Genomic DNA, 15937 nt, shown 5'->3' with positions numbered 1-15937 from the left:
TTGCTTATTCGCGTGGTGCAGCGGCCCGGCGGAGCCGATCGTTGATTGCCTCGCCGAGTCCCTCGTCGGGAATGGCCGAAAAGGCGATCGTCGAGGCACCGCTGGCGTCGGCTCTCTTCATATAGTCGAACAGGTTGGCCGCCGCCTCGGCAAGATCGCCGTCCTGGCTGAGATTGAGGACGATCCTGGCATCATCGACCCCGGCGACGGAGGTGCTGCCGAAGGCAATCAACGCCTCGCCGGCATCGACATGCGTTGCGTCCAATCGAACAGTGGCACCAGGTGCGTAGTGGGACGCCAACATTCCCGGAGCCTCGATGGCCGCAGACGCCTTCCTGGCTCGCAGAAGCTTCTGACCGGTCACGCGTTCGATCTCGGAGGCGGGCAGCCCACCTGGCCTGAGGAGCCTGACTTTGCCGTCCTCGACCTTGACGATGGTGGACTCGACACCGACCGCGCTGGCGCCGGCATCGAGGATCAGCCTGATGCGCTCGCCGAGATCAGCGTCGACATGATCCGCGCTCGTCGCACTGATCTTGCCCGACGTATTGGCGCTGGGCGCGGCGAGCGGTCGACCGAAGGCGCGGATCAGTTCACCTGCAAAGCCCTTCGGAACACGGATGCCGACAGTATCAAGCCCTGCGGTCGCCAGCGAATGAATGGCGCTCTCCGGCTTCAGCGGCAGGACGAGTGTGAGCGGGCCGGGCCAGAAGGCTTCGGCCAGTGCGCGCGAAATAGGGTCGAACGCGGCGTGCCGCTCGGCCATAGCAAGATCAGCCATATGGCAGATCAGCGGATTAAAGCGGGGGCGGCCTTTGGTTTCGTAAATACGGGCGATCGCAATCGGGTTGGTCGCATCGGCAGCGAGCCCGTAGACAGTCTCCGTCGGGATCGCGATCGGGAAGCCCTCGCCAAGCACTGCGCAACCGGCTTCGATAGCCTGCTGCCTGTCCTTCGTGATGTCGATCGATCGTGCCATGCGCTGCCCGGATTGCTGTCCGGCAGTCCTTATGCCTTCCGGGCGATCGGATCAATATCAGAGCGGTCGATGATGCCGATCAGAGTTCGCGAATGATCACGATCAGAGTTGGCGGATGATCTCGCGCAGCTGCTCGTTGCGTGCGCCAAGCAGCAGCACATTCTTGATGGCGATTTGTGGATCGTCCGTGCGGAAGAGCACTCCGTTGCCCCGCACCGAGCGGTCGATCGTCATCTTCTCTGGCGTATGCTCGCCCGGCTTGATGGCGACCGCGAAGTACATGCGCGAATACTTCACATCGATCTTCTGGAAGAAATTGTCGTTGTCGCCGATGTCGGCGTAGAAGTTTGCAATGTAGAAGGCCCAGCTGACTTCCTCGTAGCGGGCGAATTTTGTCCGCGACGCGGTCACATGGCAGTAGCCAAGATGCGGGCTGTCCTCCAACGTCCGATGAAACAGCATCTTCGGAAACTGGATCGAGCGGTGAAAGCCGTTGATATGCTGATGCGTCTTGGCGCCGGCCGTCTCCAGCTTGTGGCCGGTTCTCTCGGCCACTTCGTCATGCGTGAGGTAGCGCCGTTCCTCGGCGAGCCAGTGCGCCCGGGTGCGAGTGATCTTTCCGGTGCGCAGAAATTCGGAATGCGAGGCGACCGGTGCCGCGTTGCGCGCATTGCTGTTGCTGGTGTCGAAATAGCGAAGCTTCGCCATGTGGATATCCGCATGCATGTCTGATGCCGGCAAGGATAGGCGATCATGCTTAATGGTCGATTAAACGTGACCGCGAGTCAGGGCCTTGGTGGGACCTGACTCAAGATCGGCATGTCGCAAATACGATAGTCGCGGCGATGTCGTGCCGAAAGTCCAAACGTGAATTGGGTTGCGTCGATGTCGTAATTGGCCTTACTTGCCGAGAACGAAGCATTTGGAGGTTGGAGCCGTGTTCGATTCCGCACTCCTTTGTCGCCTGTCGTCATTTTCGAAGCCGATGTCGCTTTACAACCAAACGCCGCGCCCCAGCGGTGCTTAAATGTCTTTCAAGAAAGTCTCCTGACGGAAAGGGAGCGCAGCTTTCGGCGAGTTTCGCCTTCTATCAAGCGGCGGTCCCATTATACGAGGATATGCAGATGGATATTCGCAGCAACGCATTGCGGCAACTCAAGACTCGCCGGGAAGGCTTCAGTCTCGAGCAGCCCTTCTATATCGACGAGGACTACTTCAAGCTCGATATGGAAATGATCTACTATCGCGACTGGCTATTCATGGGCCATGACTGCGAGTTGCCGAAGCCGGGCGCCTATTTCACCGTTCAGATCGGCGAGTATCCGGTCGTCATCGTTCGCGGCCGCGACAATGTCGTCCGCGCCTTCCACAACAGCTGTCGTCATCGCGGTTCGCGTGTCTGCACCAAGGACCACGGCGCCTCGGTTCGCCTCGTCTGCCCCTATCACCAGTGGGCCTACGACCTCGACGGCAAACTCGCTTTTGCCCGCCACATGGGCGACGATTTCGACAAGAGCGGCTACGGCCTGAAGCCGGTGCATTGCGAGAGCTTCGGCGGCTATATCTTCATCTGTCTCGCCCAGAACGCGCCGGATTTCCAGCCGGTACGCGACATGGTGGCTCCCTACATGCTGCCCCATCACTTGAGCGATGCGAAGGTGGCTTTCCAGAGCACCATCATTGAGAAGGGCAACTGGAAGCTCGTCTGGGAAAACAACCGCGAGTGCTATCACTGCGCGGCCAACCACCCCGAACTTTGCCGCACTTACCCCGAAGCACCGAGCGTTACGGGCACGGATGGCGGCGCCGATGATCCGGAGATATCAGGTCACTGGGCGCGTTGCGAGGCGGCCGGACTGCCGAGCAAATTCCAGATTTCTCCCGATGGTCAGTTCCGCGCGGCTCGCATGCCTCTGATCGAGGATGCCGAGAGCTACACCATGTCTGGCAAGCGTGCTGTCAAGCGGCCGTTGTCTGACGACGTGACGATCGATCGCATCGGCACGATGCTGCTCTTCCACTATCCGACGACCTGGAATCACATTCTCGGCGACCATGCGATCTCCTTCCGCGTGCTGCCGCTCAGTGCCAACGAAACTGCGGTCACGACGAAATGGCTGGTGCACAAGGATGCCGTCGAGGGCGTCGATTACGATCTCGCCGACCTCACGCACGTCTGGACCGAAACCAACGATCAGGATCGCCGCATCGTTGAAGAGAACGCGTTCGGGATCCACTCGCCGGCATACGAGCCCGGCCCCTATTCGATGCTGCACGAAGGCGGCGTCATGCAGTTCCTCGAATGGTACTCAAACTTCATGGTCAATCGGCTCCAGGGTGATCAGGCGAAGCTATCCGTCGTCGCCTGATCCCAAAAAGGCTCCCTCCCAAGTGACCCCGCTCTCTGAGAGGCGGGGTCTTTTTTTGGAAGAGAGCTCCTCAGAAGTCGCGACGGGTACGAGCGACTTCGCCCGGGGGTATCGAAGAGGTGACGATAGGGTCCGATGCTACCGGTGCGGCGGCCAAGCCTTGGGCAGGTTTTCCGCGTGGCTCCATCTCGATCTTGGCAAGGATGAGTGGCGGGTCGGGCTCGCGCGCTGGCAGAAGGTTGCCCCGGGCCCATAGCTTTGCAAGCTCGGTTCGGTTCATCGGCGCGACATTGACATCGATATCTGTCAAGGTGCCCGGAACACGGTAAGGGCAGTGGCGCTTGCTGCAATTCAGTCCTGACGAGAACTGCCACATCAGGTAGTTGTCCCAGTTTCCCATCGGGAACACGCCCTTCACATCGGGTTTGTATCGCGCATACCAGATCGGCAGCCGGGCCAGTACCGGATAGTCGTTGTGGTAGGCGGCGATGTAGCGAGCGGTGTTATGGTTGGTGTAGAGAACCGGGTAACGTCCGGTTCTTGCCCTGATGTGGCCCACGAATATCTGCGCGTCCTCCAGCGACATGAACTTCTGAGGATCGATGCCCTCGAGGTCGAGGATCATCATCTCGTCGTTCTTGGGATCGGCGTAATCGAGGTAATGGTTGGCCTGGTCGACCGGGTTGCCGGGGCGTGCAAGGTGATAGGAGCCCCATAGTAGACCGGCGGCCCGAGCAACGAGCCGCCGCGTCTGAAAGAGCTCGCGGCTCACCGCATATTTGCGCCACATGGTCTTGCAATGCGCGACCGTGTCTCCGGCATGATCGCCGGTGCATGAGAAGCTCTCGGGAAGTCCGTCGGAGGCCTTTGAGATGAAGGCGGCGATGCGTTTGTCGGAAAGCAATGAACCCCAATCGATGGTATTCAGTTCGTACGCGTCGACGACGAGGGCGTTATCGGGGTTCTTCCAGGGAAGGGTGTCAGCGGCCACAGCCTGAAACGGAGTCCCGACGACAAACGCCGGAACCAGCAAGCGAAGCAGAAGATTTCTCCAGGATTGCTTCATGGAGTGAGCGTGGTGAAAGGCGGTTAATGTCCAGTTAATCCGCGATCGCTTAAAAACGGAAAGTTGCAACAACGGCATGAAAACCGGTCATTGGAACGTTTTCATAGCCTTGGCGTTATTATGCGCGCATATTCCAACCTGGGAATGGAGATTCCATGACTGGATTTTTTAAGAAGATAGCGATTGCCGCCGTTTCCTTCGTCACGCTGGCAAGTGGCTATGCGTCCTCGCAGGCGATGCAGATGCCAGCCTTGCCGCAGGTCGAAAAGTCTGGTGCCGTAGAGAACGTCCAGTATTGCCGTGGCCCGTATTGCCGCCCCGGTTATCGCCCTGGATACCGGTCGGGTTACTATCCCGGCAATCGGCCTGGTTATTATCCAGGGTATCGCCCAGCCTATCGTCCCGGCTGGTACGGTGGCTATCGCGGCTATCCCTACTATCGCAACGGTTACCGCTACTACAACGGATACTGGTTCCCGCTTGCTGCGTTTGGCGCCGGTGCGGTGATCGGTGGTGCAATCGCTTCGCAGCCGACCTATGTCGCACCGCCCGTGGCTCCGCTCGCGTCGGGTCACGTGGCATGGTGCCAAGCTCGTTACCGCTCCTATCGGGTCTACGACAATACCTTTCAGCCGTACAATGGCCCACGTCAGCAGTGCGTTTCACCCTACTATTGAGTGACGCAGGCGCTTACGTTTCAGGCCCGGCAGCAATGCCGGGTCTTCTGCATTCAGAGAATGCGAACGCGCCTCAATAGCCACCATGCCAGCAGGATAGAAGCGATGATGAGGGCCACGGCATATTCCGTGCCGCCGCTGCCTTCAGCAAAAGGCAGGTTGGTGGTGTTCATGCCGAAGAAACCCGTTACCAAGGTGGGCGGCAGCAGGAAGGCTGTCATGATTGACAGGATGTAGAGGTGGCGGTTCGTCTCGGAAGACAGCTTCGAGTCGATCTCTTCATGCAGCAAGCGCGCTCGATCCTGCAGTGCATAAATATCGTGATCGACGGTTTCGAGGCGGCTCGTCAGTCGCGTCGCAACATCATCGAAGCCGAAGGGCATTTCGTCATCATGCGAGGCGGCAGCGCGACGCATCAGGGCCAGCACGGTTCTCAGGTGCCGGTGCAGCCTGACGACCGTGCGTCGCACCGGCGCCAGCCGCCGGCGTTCGTCGCGTGGCGAGTTGTCGTAAACGAAATCCTCGATAACGTTGAGCTCATCCGTCATTTCCATGACGATAGAGATCAGCGTGCGCTGGAATTCGATTACCAGGATCTCGAACAGGTCGACGGGTCGTTCGAATTTTGCCGGGTTCTTCTCCACAAGTGCGCGAGCGCGTTCGATGCTGCGGAGCGGCTGTAGCCGCGTCGTGATGATGAAGCGATCCGATATCGCAAAGTGCAGCCAGCCGAGATCGGCAGTCTCGTGATCGAACTCCCGCTGGCAATCGACAAGCGTGCCGTAGAGCATCTGTTCGTCGACGGTCATCACCGCATGCGTGTCACGGGTGATCAAGGCTGCCTTGGCATCGTCGTTCAAGCCCTCGATGCTGTCGAGCAGGCCGGGAACGCGGGCATCGGCAAGGTTCAGATGCAGCCAGTAGAAGCCGCCACCGTTGGTCAGCTCAGCCTGCGGCGCGCTGTTTGGGAGGCGTATTGCCTTGCCGCCCTCTGGCGGAAAGCGGTAGGCCCACACGAGTCCGGGAATGTTGGCGGGCAAAGTATCCATTGGTGCGCCGGTCCTCTTGCGATGGCGGTCAGTGTCCATAGAGATTCTCTATGACGGTTGTTTGTGCAAGTGCGCGATAATGCAAGGCATGCGTTACTGTCCGGTGCATTTTACGTCGGAAAGTTTGAAATTGACGTTTACGTAAAAATCAATTAGCTCTGCCCGTGGAGGTGCCGGAGGGCGTTATCGCTCGACGGCCTGCGATGCGAGGAGATCAGCTATGTACAAGGCGCCCGTCGAGGAGATTGTGTTCACCCTGAAGCATGTTGCCGGCTTGGGGAGTGCAATAGAGGCCGGCTTGTTGGGCGATCTCGGCGAGGATCTCGTCGATGCCATCCTTCATGAAGCGGGGCGATTTGCCACGGATGAAGTGGCGCCGCTTGCCGAGACTGGCGACCGTCAGGGTTCGCGCCTCGTTGATGGTAAGGTGGTGACGCCGGATGGTTGGCGGGATCTCTATCAGAACTGGATCGCTGGCGGCTGGAACGGCCTGACGGCACCAGAGGAGTTCGGCGGGCAGGGGCTGCCGTACATGCTGAACGTCGCGGCGCTCGAAATGTGGAACTCCGGATCGATGGCGTTCGCGCTCTGCCCGACGCTGACCATGGGGGCAATCGAAGCCATCAACAATCACGCCTCCGACCACCTCAAGAATACCTACCTCTCGAAGCTTGTCTCCGGTGAATGGACAGGTACGATGAACCTGACCGAGCCACACGCCGGCTCCGACCTCGGTGTGCTCAAGACGCGGGCCGAACGCCGGGATGACGGCAGCTACCGCATCTTCGGCCAGAAGATCTTCATCACCTGGGGCGAGCATGACGCCGCAGACAACATCGTTCACCTGGTTCTCGCCCGTCTGCCGGATGCGCCGGCCGGAACACGCGGCATCTCCCTGTTTCTCGTGCCGAAGTTTCTCGTCAATCCCGACGGATCGCTCGGCGCTCGCAACGATCTCTTTGCGCATTCGCTGGAGCACAAGCTCGGCATCCACGGCTCGCCGACCTGCACGATGATCTATGGCGACGGCAGGTTCGGCTCCGAGAAGGGCGCGATCGGCTGGCTGGTCGGCGAAGAGAACAAGGGCCTCGCCTGCATGTTCACGATGATGAACAATGCTCGCCTTGCCGTCGGTATGCAGGGCGTTGCCGTTGCCGAGGCGGCGACGCAGAAGGCGACCGCCTATGCGAAAGAGCGTACCCAGGGGAAGGCACCGGGCTGGACGGGCGGCGGCATGAGCCCGATCATCGAACACCCCGATGTTACTCGGATGCTCCTGACGATGAAGGCGCTGACTCAGGGGGCGCGCGCGATTTCCTACGCCTGCGCCCACGCCATCGACATGTCGCATCGTGCTTCGGACCGCAAACAGCATTGGCAGGAGCGCGCTGCCCTGCTGACTCCGATCGCCAAGTCCTTTTCCACCGATGTCGGCGTCGACGTTGCCTCGCTCGGCATTCAGGTCCATGGCGGCATGGGCTTCATCGAGGAGACGGGGGCCGCGCGCTACCTGCGCGATGCGCGCATTGCGCCGATCTACGAGGGCACGAATGGCATTCAGGCAATCGATCTCGTCACCCGCAAATTGACGCTCTCGAACGGCGAGCAGGTGCACGCCTTCATCGCCGATTTGAAGCAGATCGCCGATGAGGTTCGCCATTCCAACCTGGACGGCTTCGGCGCGACGGCAAATCGGCTCGATGCCGCCATAACGGACCTTGGTGAAGCGACGGATTGGCTGCTGGCGCAGGTTCGTGAGGGTAAGGTGACAGAGGCGCTGGCCGGCGCGACGCCCTATCAACGGATGTTCGGCCTTGTTCTGACCGGTTGCTACCTGGCAAAGGGCGGGTTCGCTCAGGCGCCGGACGGTGGGGCCGAAGGGCGCATCGCGCTCTGCCGCTTTGCTGCAGAAAATCTTCTTTCGGAAGTAACGGCGCTGAAAGACTGCGTCGTCAACGGTGCTGCAAGCCTTGCGGCCGCAAAAGTCGTTCTCGCCTAAGGAACCATCATGACAGAGCAGGTCATCGTCGAGCAGAATGCCGCCCACCCCGGCATCCAGATCATCCGGTTCAACAGGCCGGAAAAGAAGAACGCCATCACCCGCGCGATGTATCGGAAAATGGCTGACGCCTTGATTGCCGCCAATGCCGATGCGGCGATCAAGGCGACGGCCGTTCTCGGCACCGAGGGCTGCTTCTCCGCCGGCAACGATCTCGGTGATTTCCTTGCTGCTGCGATGGGCGGCGCGATGCCTCGAGAGATCGTCGAATTCCTCTATGCCATGGTCCGCTCCGAGAAGCCGATCGTCTCGGGCGTCGACGGGCTGGCAATCGGTATCGGAACCACGATGCACATGCATTGCGATCTGACCATCGCCTCCGCACGCAGCCAGTTCCGCACTCCGTTCGTCGATCTCGCCCTCGTTCCGGAAGCGGCGTCCAGCCTCCTTGCGCCGCGTATCATGGGGCATCAGCGCGCCTTCGCGCTTCTGGCTCTTGGCGAGGGTTTCTCGGGCGAGGAAGCACGGGAAGCGGGACTTGTCTGGAAGGTCTCAGCACCCGATGCGGTCGAAGCCACGACGCTCGCAACCGCTGCCAAGCTCGCAGCCAAGCCGCCGGAAGCGCTCAAGATCGCTCGCAACCTGATCCGCGGCGACCGCGAGGAGATCATCGCCCGCATCGATGATGAGGCACGCCATTTCTTCGAGCGTCTCCACAGCGCCGAAGCAAGGGCCGCGTTCGAAGCTTTCATGCACCGCTGACGCCGGAAAGTTTGAACGTCAAGAGCCTGATCGGATGCCCGCTTGTCGCGGGCATTTCTGTTTACATGCGGCTACCGACTCCGCCACGCGGCGAACACGCTCGAATCATATTACTTTTAATCAAATCTTACGGATCTTGGTCTCTAGTGAGATCCAATGCATGACGCATGACGGATATCGTCCGTATTGTTTTCCGATATCACCAAGGCGAGTGGCGCCCAGGCGATCGATCCAGATCGGTTGGGCCTTGTCACTTTGGCCGCATGAGACCGCCCCATGTCCAAACTGAAGATAAAAACGCTCCTTCCACTTCTCTTCCTGTCTCTTGTTTTCATTGCCTTGGTACAGGGTGCGATCGCGGCCTTCTCGCTGACCAATCTGGAAGCCAACACCCGGCAGATCGGCGCACAGAACATTCCGAACAGCGAGCGGCTTCATGCGATCGTCACGACGCTGAACGACGTTCGCCGCAGCTACGCCGACTATCTCCTGGCCACCGGCAAGACGGACTTCCGCAACGCCGAGACGACGCTGAAGGCCCGCCGCCAGCGTCTCGCCACCGCGATCGACGCGTTCGAAAAGCAGCCGAAGAGCGACTACATGAGCCAGAATTTCGGCCGGTTGCAGAAGGCGCTCGCCAACGATGCCGCACTTGCCGACAAGATCGTTGCCCTCGCGCTTGATAATAAGCGCAGCCAGGCGAACATTCTCTATCGTGGCGAACTCTCGATGTCCGCCAACAACATTCAGACCCTCGTTGACGGAATGCTGGCAAAGGATCGGCAGTCGACCGATGCGGCGCTCGCCGCCGCAGCCGGCAACTACAGCGCGGGCGTCCTGTCGATCGTCGGTGGCCTCGCCGTCGCGCTGGCCGTCGCTGTGGCTGCCGCGTTCCTCGCCTGGAAGCGTATTTCACAGCCGATCTCGACGATCGCCACCCGCATGGCCCGTCTGGCAGACGGCGATCTCGACGCGGCCGTTCCCTATGTCGGGCGCAAGGACGAGATCGGCGACATGGCGGCCGCCGTTGCAGTCTTCCGCGACAACTCCTTCGCACGCCTCGACCTCGAACGCAGCGCCGAGCATACCCGCGAACAGGCGCAGCAGGAGCGCTCGCGCAATGAAGCCTCGAAGGCTCGTGAAGCCGCGGAAATCCAGCATGCCGTCAGTGCGCTCGCGGAGGCGCTGGGCGCGCTCTCCGACGGCAATCTTACGCGGACGATCGAGACACCTTTCGCTGATCACCTCGATAGGCTGCGCAGCGATTTCAATACTTCCATCGCCAAGCTGCGGGCGGTCCTTCAGGAGGTCGGTGACAATGCTCATGCGATCGATGCAGGCGCCGGAGAAATCCGCACGGCCGCGGACGGTCTTGCGCGCCGCACCGAGCAGCAGGCCGCCTCCATCGAGGAAACGGCTGCAGCACTCGAAGAGATCACGACGACCGTCAAGGACACGGCGCGTCGCGCGGAAGAAGCCGGCACGCTGGTCACTCGTACACGCTCCGGCGCGGAAGAGTCCGGCAACATCGTTCGCAAGGCGGTTTCCGCGATGACCGAAATTGCGCAGTCGTCGCAGAAGATCGCCAATATTATCGGCGTGATCGACGACATCGCCTTCCAGACCAATCTGCTGGCGCTGAACGCTGGCGTGGAGGCTGCCCGTGCCGGTGAAGCCGGCAAGGGCTTTGCCGTCGTCGCTCAGGAAGTACGCGAATTGGCGCAGCGTTCGGCTAAGGCCGCGAAGGAAATCGAGGGCCTGATCAGCGCCTCCAACGATCAGGTCCGCTCGGGCGTCACGCTCGTTGGCGACACCGGAAAGGCGTTGGAAGCGATCGTCGGCCAGGTCCAGGAGATCAGCCGTCATGTCGATGCGATCGTCACCGCGACCCGCGAGCAATCGACCGGACTCGCCGAGATCAACACGGCCGTCAACACGATGGACCAGGGCACGCAACAGAATGCCGCCATGGTTGAAGAACAGACTGCAGCGAGCCATGGGTTGGCGCAGGAGGCGGCGAAGCTGATGCAGTTGCTGAGCCAGTTCAATCTGCAGGCCGCATCCCAGGCTGCCGCGTACAGCCATCGCGCTGCCTGAGGCGCATCGAGCTCAGAACAAAAAAGGCCCGTACGAAATGCGGGCCTTTGACGGATTCTGGAATATCCCCAATCAGGCGGCTCGCGACAGGGATCGCCGGGAGTTTCCAGAGCTGGCGATCTTGTCGCGAAGATCACGACTTCTGCGAATGGCTCGGAGGTCCAGGATTTTGAGGCTCCCCGATCTCGATCGCATGCCTGTCAGGGTCATAAAAACGGAACACCCTCTGACCCCATGCCTGCCGTTCGACGGGATGGATCAGCTCGACATGCGGTGCGATGTTTTCGAAGGCCACATCGACATCCTCATGTTCAAAATACAAAAGCAGATTTCTTCGCCCATAGGGTTCTTCAGCGAAAAACGATTGCCGCCAGATCGTTTGTTCAAGGGACGTTCCGTCGTGAATTGCAAAGCCAGTCTCGAAAAGGACGAAGTTTCCAAAGTCCTCCAAAATCTGCAGGCCAAGTGTCTTGCGGTAGAATTCCCTGGAGCGATCTATGTCGCGAACGAATGGGATGGGATTGATAAAACGCATCGAATTCCTTTCGTGATCCAAGACCGCTGAGATCGGCCTTGCTCGCGGGGCGCTCTCTACTTCTCCAGCGTCGCCACGACCTCGACATGCGGCGTCCACAGGAACTGGTCGATCGGCGTTACACCGGTGATACGATAGCCTCCGTCGACGAGCAGAGCGAGATCGCGAGCGAGCGTCAGCGGATTGCAGCTGACCGCCACGACTTTCTTCACGTTCGAGCGCGCCAACTCCTTGCACTGAAACTCGGCGCCGGCGCGTGGCGGATCAAAGACTACGGCGTCGTAGACCTTCAGTTCCGAGGTCATCAGCGGTCGCCGGAAAAGGTCCCGTTTCTCGACACTGACCGGCTTGAGGCCCTGCGTGTTGCGGGCGGCATGATCGAGTGCTGCCAGCGGCTTGTCCTCGCTCTCGACCGCATGCACGCGACCGACGCGGGCAAGGCGGAGCGAGAATGTGCCGGCGCCGGCGAAGAGATCGGCGATGCGTTTCGCCTTGCCGACATGCGCCAGAACCAGCTCTGCCATTGCATCCTCCGCCGGCTTGGTTGCCTGCGTGAAGCTGCCGGGCGGCGGAACGACGTTGACGCTGCCGAAATCGACGATCGGCTTGGACGGTTCAACGAGGATTTCGTCGTTGAGCGAGACGCGGGCGATACCCCGAAGGGAAAGCACGGTCTCGATTGCCTTGCGGCGCTGCTGGTCCGTGAGCTTCTTGATGCCGTCGACTGCAAGATCGAGGCCCGACAGGGTCTCCAATACGGCAATGCGGAACGCTTCGGCGTTATTGGCAAGTGCTGCCCCAATCGCCTTGATCGCCGGCAGCCTGGCCATGATGCCAGCCGACGAGATGGGACATTCCTCAATGGCGACGATATGGTGGCTTTCCGCCTGATTGAATCCAACAAGCATGTCCTTCTCGGTCCGCCGCGCGGCGAAGACGACGCGGCGGCGCTCGCCGGGATGAGCGGCGACTAGGTCGGCGACGTCAGGCGTCAGCCCCTTCGTTTTCAACGCATCGACGACGAGCTGCCGCTTGAAGCGGCGGTAGGCCGCATCGTTCATGTGCTGCAGGCTGCAGCCGCCGCAGGTGCCGTTCACGCCGTCCGGGCCGAAATGGCGGCACGGCGGGTCCTGACGATCGTCCGATGGAGTCGCGATGGACATCAATGTGCCGTGGTTTTTGACGCGTGCGATGGCGACAGTTTCACCCGGTAGGGTGAAGGGCACGTAGATCGGCCCGCCGTCTGCATGCACGATCCCGTCGCCTTGGGCGCCGAGCTTTTCGATCGTAACTGTTTGCGTGCTCACGGTTTCGTTCCTGCGAGTAGAAATTCCTGGTTCCCGTCGCCACCGGCGATCGGGGAGGGGATGAGGCCAAGGCTGTTCCAGCCCATGTCCTCGACGAACCAACGCTCGAGTTCTGCTGCGACATCAGACGCCGAAGACGGGTCCTTGAGAAGCCCGCCTTTACCGATCGCATCGCGCCCGGCTTCAAACTGCGGCTTGACGAGGAGAGCAGCGACGGCTCCCGCTTCCGCAAGATTGAGGGCAGGGGCCAATGCCAGCTTCAGCGAGATGAAGGAGACGTCCGACACGACGAAGGTGACCGGGTGCCCGACGTCTTCGGCCGTGAGGTTGCGAGCGTTCAGGCCTTCGATGTTGGTCACGCGAGCATCGTTCGATATACGAGGATGCATCTGGCCATGCCCGACATCAATCGCAGTGACATGTGCGGCACCGTGCGCCAGCAAGACTTCCGTGAAGCCGCCTGTTGATGCGCCGACGTCGAGACAGTGCTGTCCTGATGGGTTGAGCTTGAAATGATCCAGGGCAGCGGTGAGCTTCAACGCGGCGCGCGAGACATAGTCCTGCGCCGGATCATCGATTTCGATGGTGGAGTCTTCGCCAAACAGCGCGCCGGCCTTCGTCACCACCTTGCCGCCAACCTTCACGGTGCCGCGCTGCACGGCATCACGCGCGCGAGAGCGACTGGCGAACAGGCCAAGGCTGACAAGAAGCTGGTCGAGGCGTTGCGTGTTCTGATCTGACATGCGCTGTCCATGCAGGGCAAAGTCAAGCCTTGCAAGCCTTTTGTTCCGAAAACGCTTCCGTGTCTCGCTCGCGACGTTTGCCGCGTCGCACAAACTTAAGCAAATTTAAAGTCTGCCGTCATAGGGTCGGGTGGATTGCGGCGGCTCGTGAAGCTGCCTCCCGCCATGATGGCTTCCTCCCAATTTGCCGATCATGTTCCCATCCCCCGAATTTTTCGGGCATGCCTTGGCGTGCCGTTTCCCCATGGCCGCAGGCCGTCAGGAGAGATTGACTGATGTTTGCTAGAAACATGTCCTTGAATGGTAAGCTCGCCGCGACATTCGCCATGCTGATCCTTATCTTTCTGTCCGTTTCCGCCTTTGTCTACTCGAAAGCAGGCGCCGTTGCGGCCGCTTCCGAGCAGCAGAAGAAATCCGAGCGTCTGGTCAACCAGATCGATGACGCGCTGCAGGCCATGCTCGAACAGGCGGTAAACCTGCGCGGCTTCCTGCTTTTCCGCAGCGACAGCACCTATGGCGACATCTTTGCCAACCGCGAGCGCATGCTGAAGGCGATCGCTGCGGCACGCGAAACGGCGGCAGGCAAGAGCGATTTCATCCAGCAGATCGACGGCATGCAGAAGGCGGCCGATCTCTATTTCCATGAGCTTGCCGAGCCGCAATCCAAGGCTCGCAAGGAAACCGACATGCCGGTCGACCAGGTCGTCAAGATCGGTGTCAACGAAACCAAGGGCCAGCTCGACGGTTTCCGTCAGGCATCGGCCAAGATCAAGGCTGCTGCCCGCGAAGAATCGGACGCCCTTGCCGCCATTCAGGCCGACGCCAGCAGCGATCTCAGCACTACGCTGCTTGTCGGCGGTGTCGCCGCTGGCCTTGCTGCCGTCCTGCTTGCCTGGATGCTGTCGCGCAGCATCGTCCGGCCGATCGTTGGCATGACCTCGGCGATGGGACGCCTTGCGGGCGGCGAGAACAATATCGACGTTCCGGCCCTGGACCGGCAGGACGAAGTCGGCCGCATGGCTCAATCAGTTCTGGTCTTCAAGGATGCGGCCATCGAGAAGCTTCGCCTCTCCGGCGAAACGGATCGCATGCGCAGCGATGCCGAGCGTCAGCGCCAGGTGAGCGACGAACAGAAGGCGCGTGAGGAAGCGGAACTTCGCTTCGCGATCGAAGGCCTTGCCGGCGGTCTGTCGGATCTCGCCAACGGCAATGTCGCCGTTCGCATCACGACGCCGTTCGCATCGCAATTCGATCGCCTGCGCAACGACTTCAACAACGCCGTCGAGAAGCTGCAGGGCGCTCTTCAGTCGGTCGGCCGCAATGCATCCGCGATCAATGCCGGCGCCGGTGAAATCCGCTCGGCTGCCGACGACCTTGCTCGCCGCACCGAACAGCAGGCTGCGGCCGTCGAGGAAACCGCGGCAGCGCTCGAAGAGGTCACCACGACCGTTCGCGACTCCGCCAAGCGCGCCGAGGATGTCGGTCAGCTCGTCGAGCGCACGCGTCTCGGCGCCGAAAAGTCCGGCGACGTCGTCCGCAAGGCCGTCTCTGCGATGCAGGAAATCGAGAAATCGTCCGGTGAGATCAGCAACATCATCGGTGTGATCGACGACATCGCCTTCCAGACCAACCTATTGGCGCTAAACGCAGGTGTCGAAGCGGCACGTGCGGGTGAAGCGGGCAAGGGTTTTGCTGTCGTAGCGCAGGAAGTCCGCGAACTGGCTCAGCGCTCCGCGAACGCCGCCAAGGAGATCAAGGCGCTGATCAACACGTCGGGCACGCAGGTCAATGCCGGCGTCTCGCTCGTCGACGAAACCGGCAAGGCGCTTGCAGAGATTGTCGGCGCTGTCCAGGAGATCAACAAGCACGTCGGCGCGATTGTCACCGCAACGCGCGAGCAGTCGATTGGCCTGCAGGAGATCAACACGGCCGTCAACAACATGGATCAGGGCACGCAGCAGAATGCGGCCATGGTCGAAGAGCAGACGGCGGCCAGCCACTCACTCGCGCAACAGGCAGCAGCTCTGGACGATCTGCTCGGTCAGTTCAATCTCGGCCATGCCCATGCTGACGCGCCGAGGGCGGCCGTCGCCAGCCCCGCGTCACGCCCCGTCGCTTCGCCGGCCCGCGCGCGGACCCGCACGGTGGCCAAGGCCTTCGGTGGCGGCAGGGCTGCAACGGCTGCTGCCGTTCAGGAGGACTGGACGGAATTCTGAGCTGAAAGGCACGTAACCATAAAAGAAAAGCCCCGTTTTTCGGTCGGCCACTTACTTAAATGTGAAAATCTGTACCTATGAGAAACGAGAAACGCTCGCAGCAAGCCGCTGCGAGCGGTTTCGTTTTCCGAAGATATT

At 60.7% G+C, this 15937-nt stretch carries 13 protein-coding genes; 6 read left to right on the top strand and 7 right to left on the bottom strand.

Annotation, left to right across the window (positions count from 1 at the left end; all coding sequences use genetic code 11):
- Positions 1-4 precede the first annotated feature (4 nt).
- A complete protein-coding gene (locus ATY80_RS22700) occupies positions 5-979 on the bottom strand; it encodes an L-threonylcarbamoyladenylate synthase (RefSeq protein ID WP_088694567.1) in 975 nt (324 codons plus the stop codon).
- A gap of 102 nt (positions 980-1081) precedes the next feature.
- Positions 1082-1687 (bottom strand): DUF6656 family protein, encoded by a 606-nt coding sequence (locus ATY80_RS22695; protein ID WP_088694705.1) that lies wholly within the window; start codon positions 1685-1687, stop codon positions 1082-1084.
- A 416-nt stretch (positions 1688-2103) separates the two neighbouring features.
- On the opposite strand from ATY80_RS22695, the gene ATY80_RS22690 reads away from it, so the two are divergent.
- Positions 2104-3348 carry an aromatic ring-hydroxylating dioxygenase subunit alpha gene (locus ATY80_RS22690; protein ID WP_088694566.1) on the top strand — a complete coding sequence of 415 codons (1245 nt, stop codon included), beginning with the start codon at positions 2104-2106 and terminating at the stop codon, positions 3346-3348.
- Between the two features lie 70 nt (positions 3349-3418).
- Here ATY80_RS22690 and ATY80_RS22685 read toward each other — a convergent pair whose 3' ends face one another.
- Positions 3419-4414 carry a GH25 family lysozyme gene (locus tag ATY80_RS22685; RefSeq protein ID WP_088694565.1) on the bottom strand — a complete coding sequence of 332 codons (996 nt, stop codon included), beginning with the start codon at positions 4412-4414 and terminating at the stop codon, positions 3419-3421.
- 155 nt (positions 4415-4569) lie between these two features.
- Between ATY80_RS22685 and ATY80_RS22680 the strand changes: the two genes are divergently transcribed.
- Positions 4570-5091, top strand: coding sequence for a BA14K family protein (locus ATY80_RS22680; protein ID WP_088694564.1), 522 nt, complete (start codon positions 4570-4572; stop codon positions 5089-5091).
- Positions 5092-5144: 53 nt separating this feature from the next.
- Here the strand turns inward: ATY80_RS22680 and ATY80_RS22675 are convergent, their stop codons facing one another.
- Entirely contained in the window at positions 5145-6140 is a 996-nt protein-coding gene (locus tag ATY80_RS22675) for a transporter (protein ID WP_088694563.1), read from the bottom strand.
- Between the two features lie 220 nt (positions 6141-6360).
- Between ATY80_RS22675 and ATY80_RS22670 the strand changes: the two genes are divergently transcribed.
- The 3 genes from ATY80_RS22670 to ATY80_RS22660 all read left to right on the top strand — a co-directional run bounded on the left by ATY80_RS22670 (position 6361) and on the right by ATY80_RS22660 (position 10998).
- Positions 6361-8139 (top strand): acyl-CoA dehydrogenase, encoded by a 1779-nt coding sequence (locus ATY80_RS22670; protein WP_088694562.1) that lies wholly within the window; start codon positions 6361-6363, stop codon positions 8137-8139.
- A 9-nt stretch (positions 8140-8148) separates the two neighbouring features.
- The gene (locus ATY80_RS22665; RefSeq protein ID WP_088694561.1) at positions 8149-8901 is read left to right on the top strand and encodes a crotonase/enoyl-CoA hydratase family protein; all 753 of its coding nucleotides are present in this window, start codon (positions 8149-8151) and stop codon (positions 8899-8901) included.
- A gap of 276 nt (positions 8902-9177) precedes the next feature.
- Positions 9178-10998: a HAMP domain-containing methyl-accepting chemotaxis protein gene (locus ATY80_RS22660; RefSeq protein WP_088694560.1), complete on the top strand. Its 1821-nt coding sequence runs from the start codon at positions 9178-9180 to the stop codon at positions 10996-10998.
- Positions 10999-11131: 133 nt separating this feature from the next.
- Here ATY80_RS22660 and ATY80_RS22655 read toward each other — a convergent pair whose 3' ends face one another.
- The 3 genes from ATY80_RS22655 to ATY80_RS22645 are packed head-to-tail and all read right to left on the bottom strand — an operon-like array spanning position 11132 to position 13583.
- On the bottom strand, positions 11132-11533 hold the full coding sequence (locus ATY80_RS22655; RefSeq protein WP_088694559.1) for a VOC family protein: 402 nt from the start codon (positions 11531-11533) through the stop codon (positions 11132-11134).
- A gap of 56 nt (positions 11534-11589) precedes the next feature.
- Positions 11590-12840 (bottom strand): class I SAM-dependent RNA methyltransferase, encoded by a 1251-nt coding sequence (locus ATY80_RS22650; protein WP_088694558.1) that lies wholly within the window; start codon positions 12838-12840, stop codon positions 11590-11592.
- The gene (locus ATY80_RS22645) at positions 12837-13583 is read right to left on the bottom strand and encodes a TlyA family RNA methyltransferase (RefSeq protein WP_088694704.1); all 747 of its coding nucleotides are present in this window, start codon (positions 13581-13583) and stop codon (positions 12837-12839) included. The genes ATY80_RS22650 and ATY80_RS22645 overlap by 4 nt, the downstream gene beginning before the upstream one ends.
- Positions 13584-13858: 275 nt before the next feature.
- On the opposite strand from ATY80_RS22645, the gene ATY80_RS22640 reads away from it, so the two are divergent.
- Entirely contained in the window at positions 13859-15799 is a 1941-nt protein-coding gene (locus ATY80_RS22640) for a methyl-accepting chemotaxis protein (protein WP_088694557.1), read from the top strand.
- Positions 15800-15937 lie beyond the last annotated feature (138 nt).

It is taken from the genome of Rhizobium sp. R711, from assembly GCF_002211365.1.
Taxonomy (GTDB): domain Bacteria; phylum Pseudomonadota; class Alphaproteobacteria; order Rhizobiales; family Rhizobiaceae; genus Rhizobium.
This window is presented reverse-complemented; position numbering and strand designations above follow the sequence as displayed.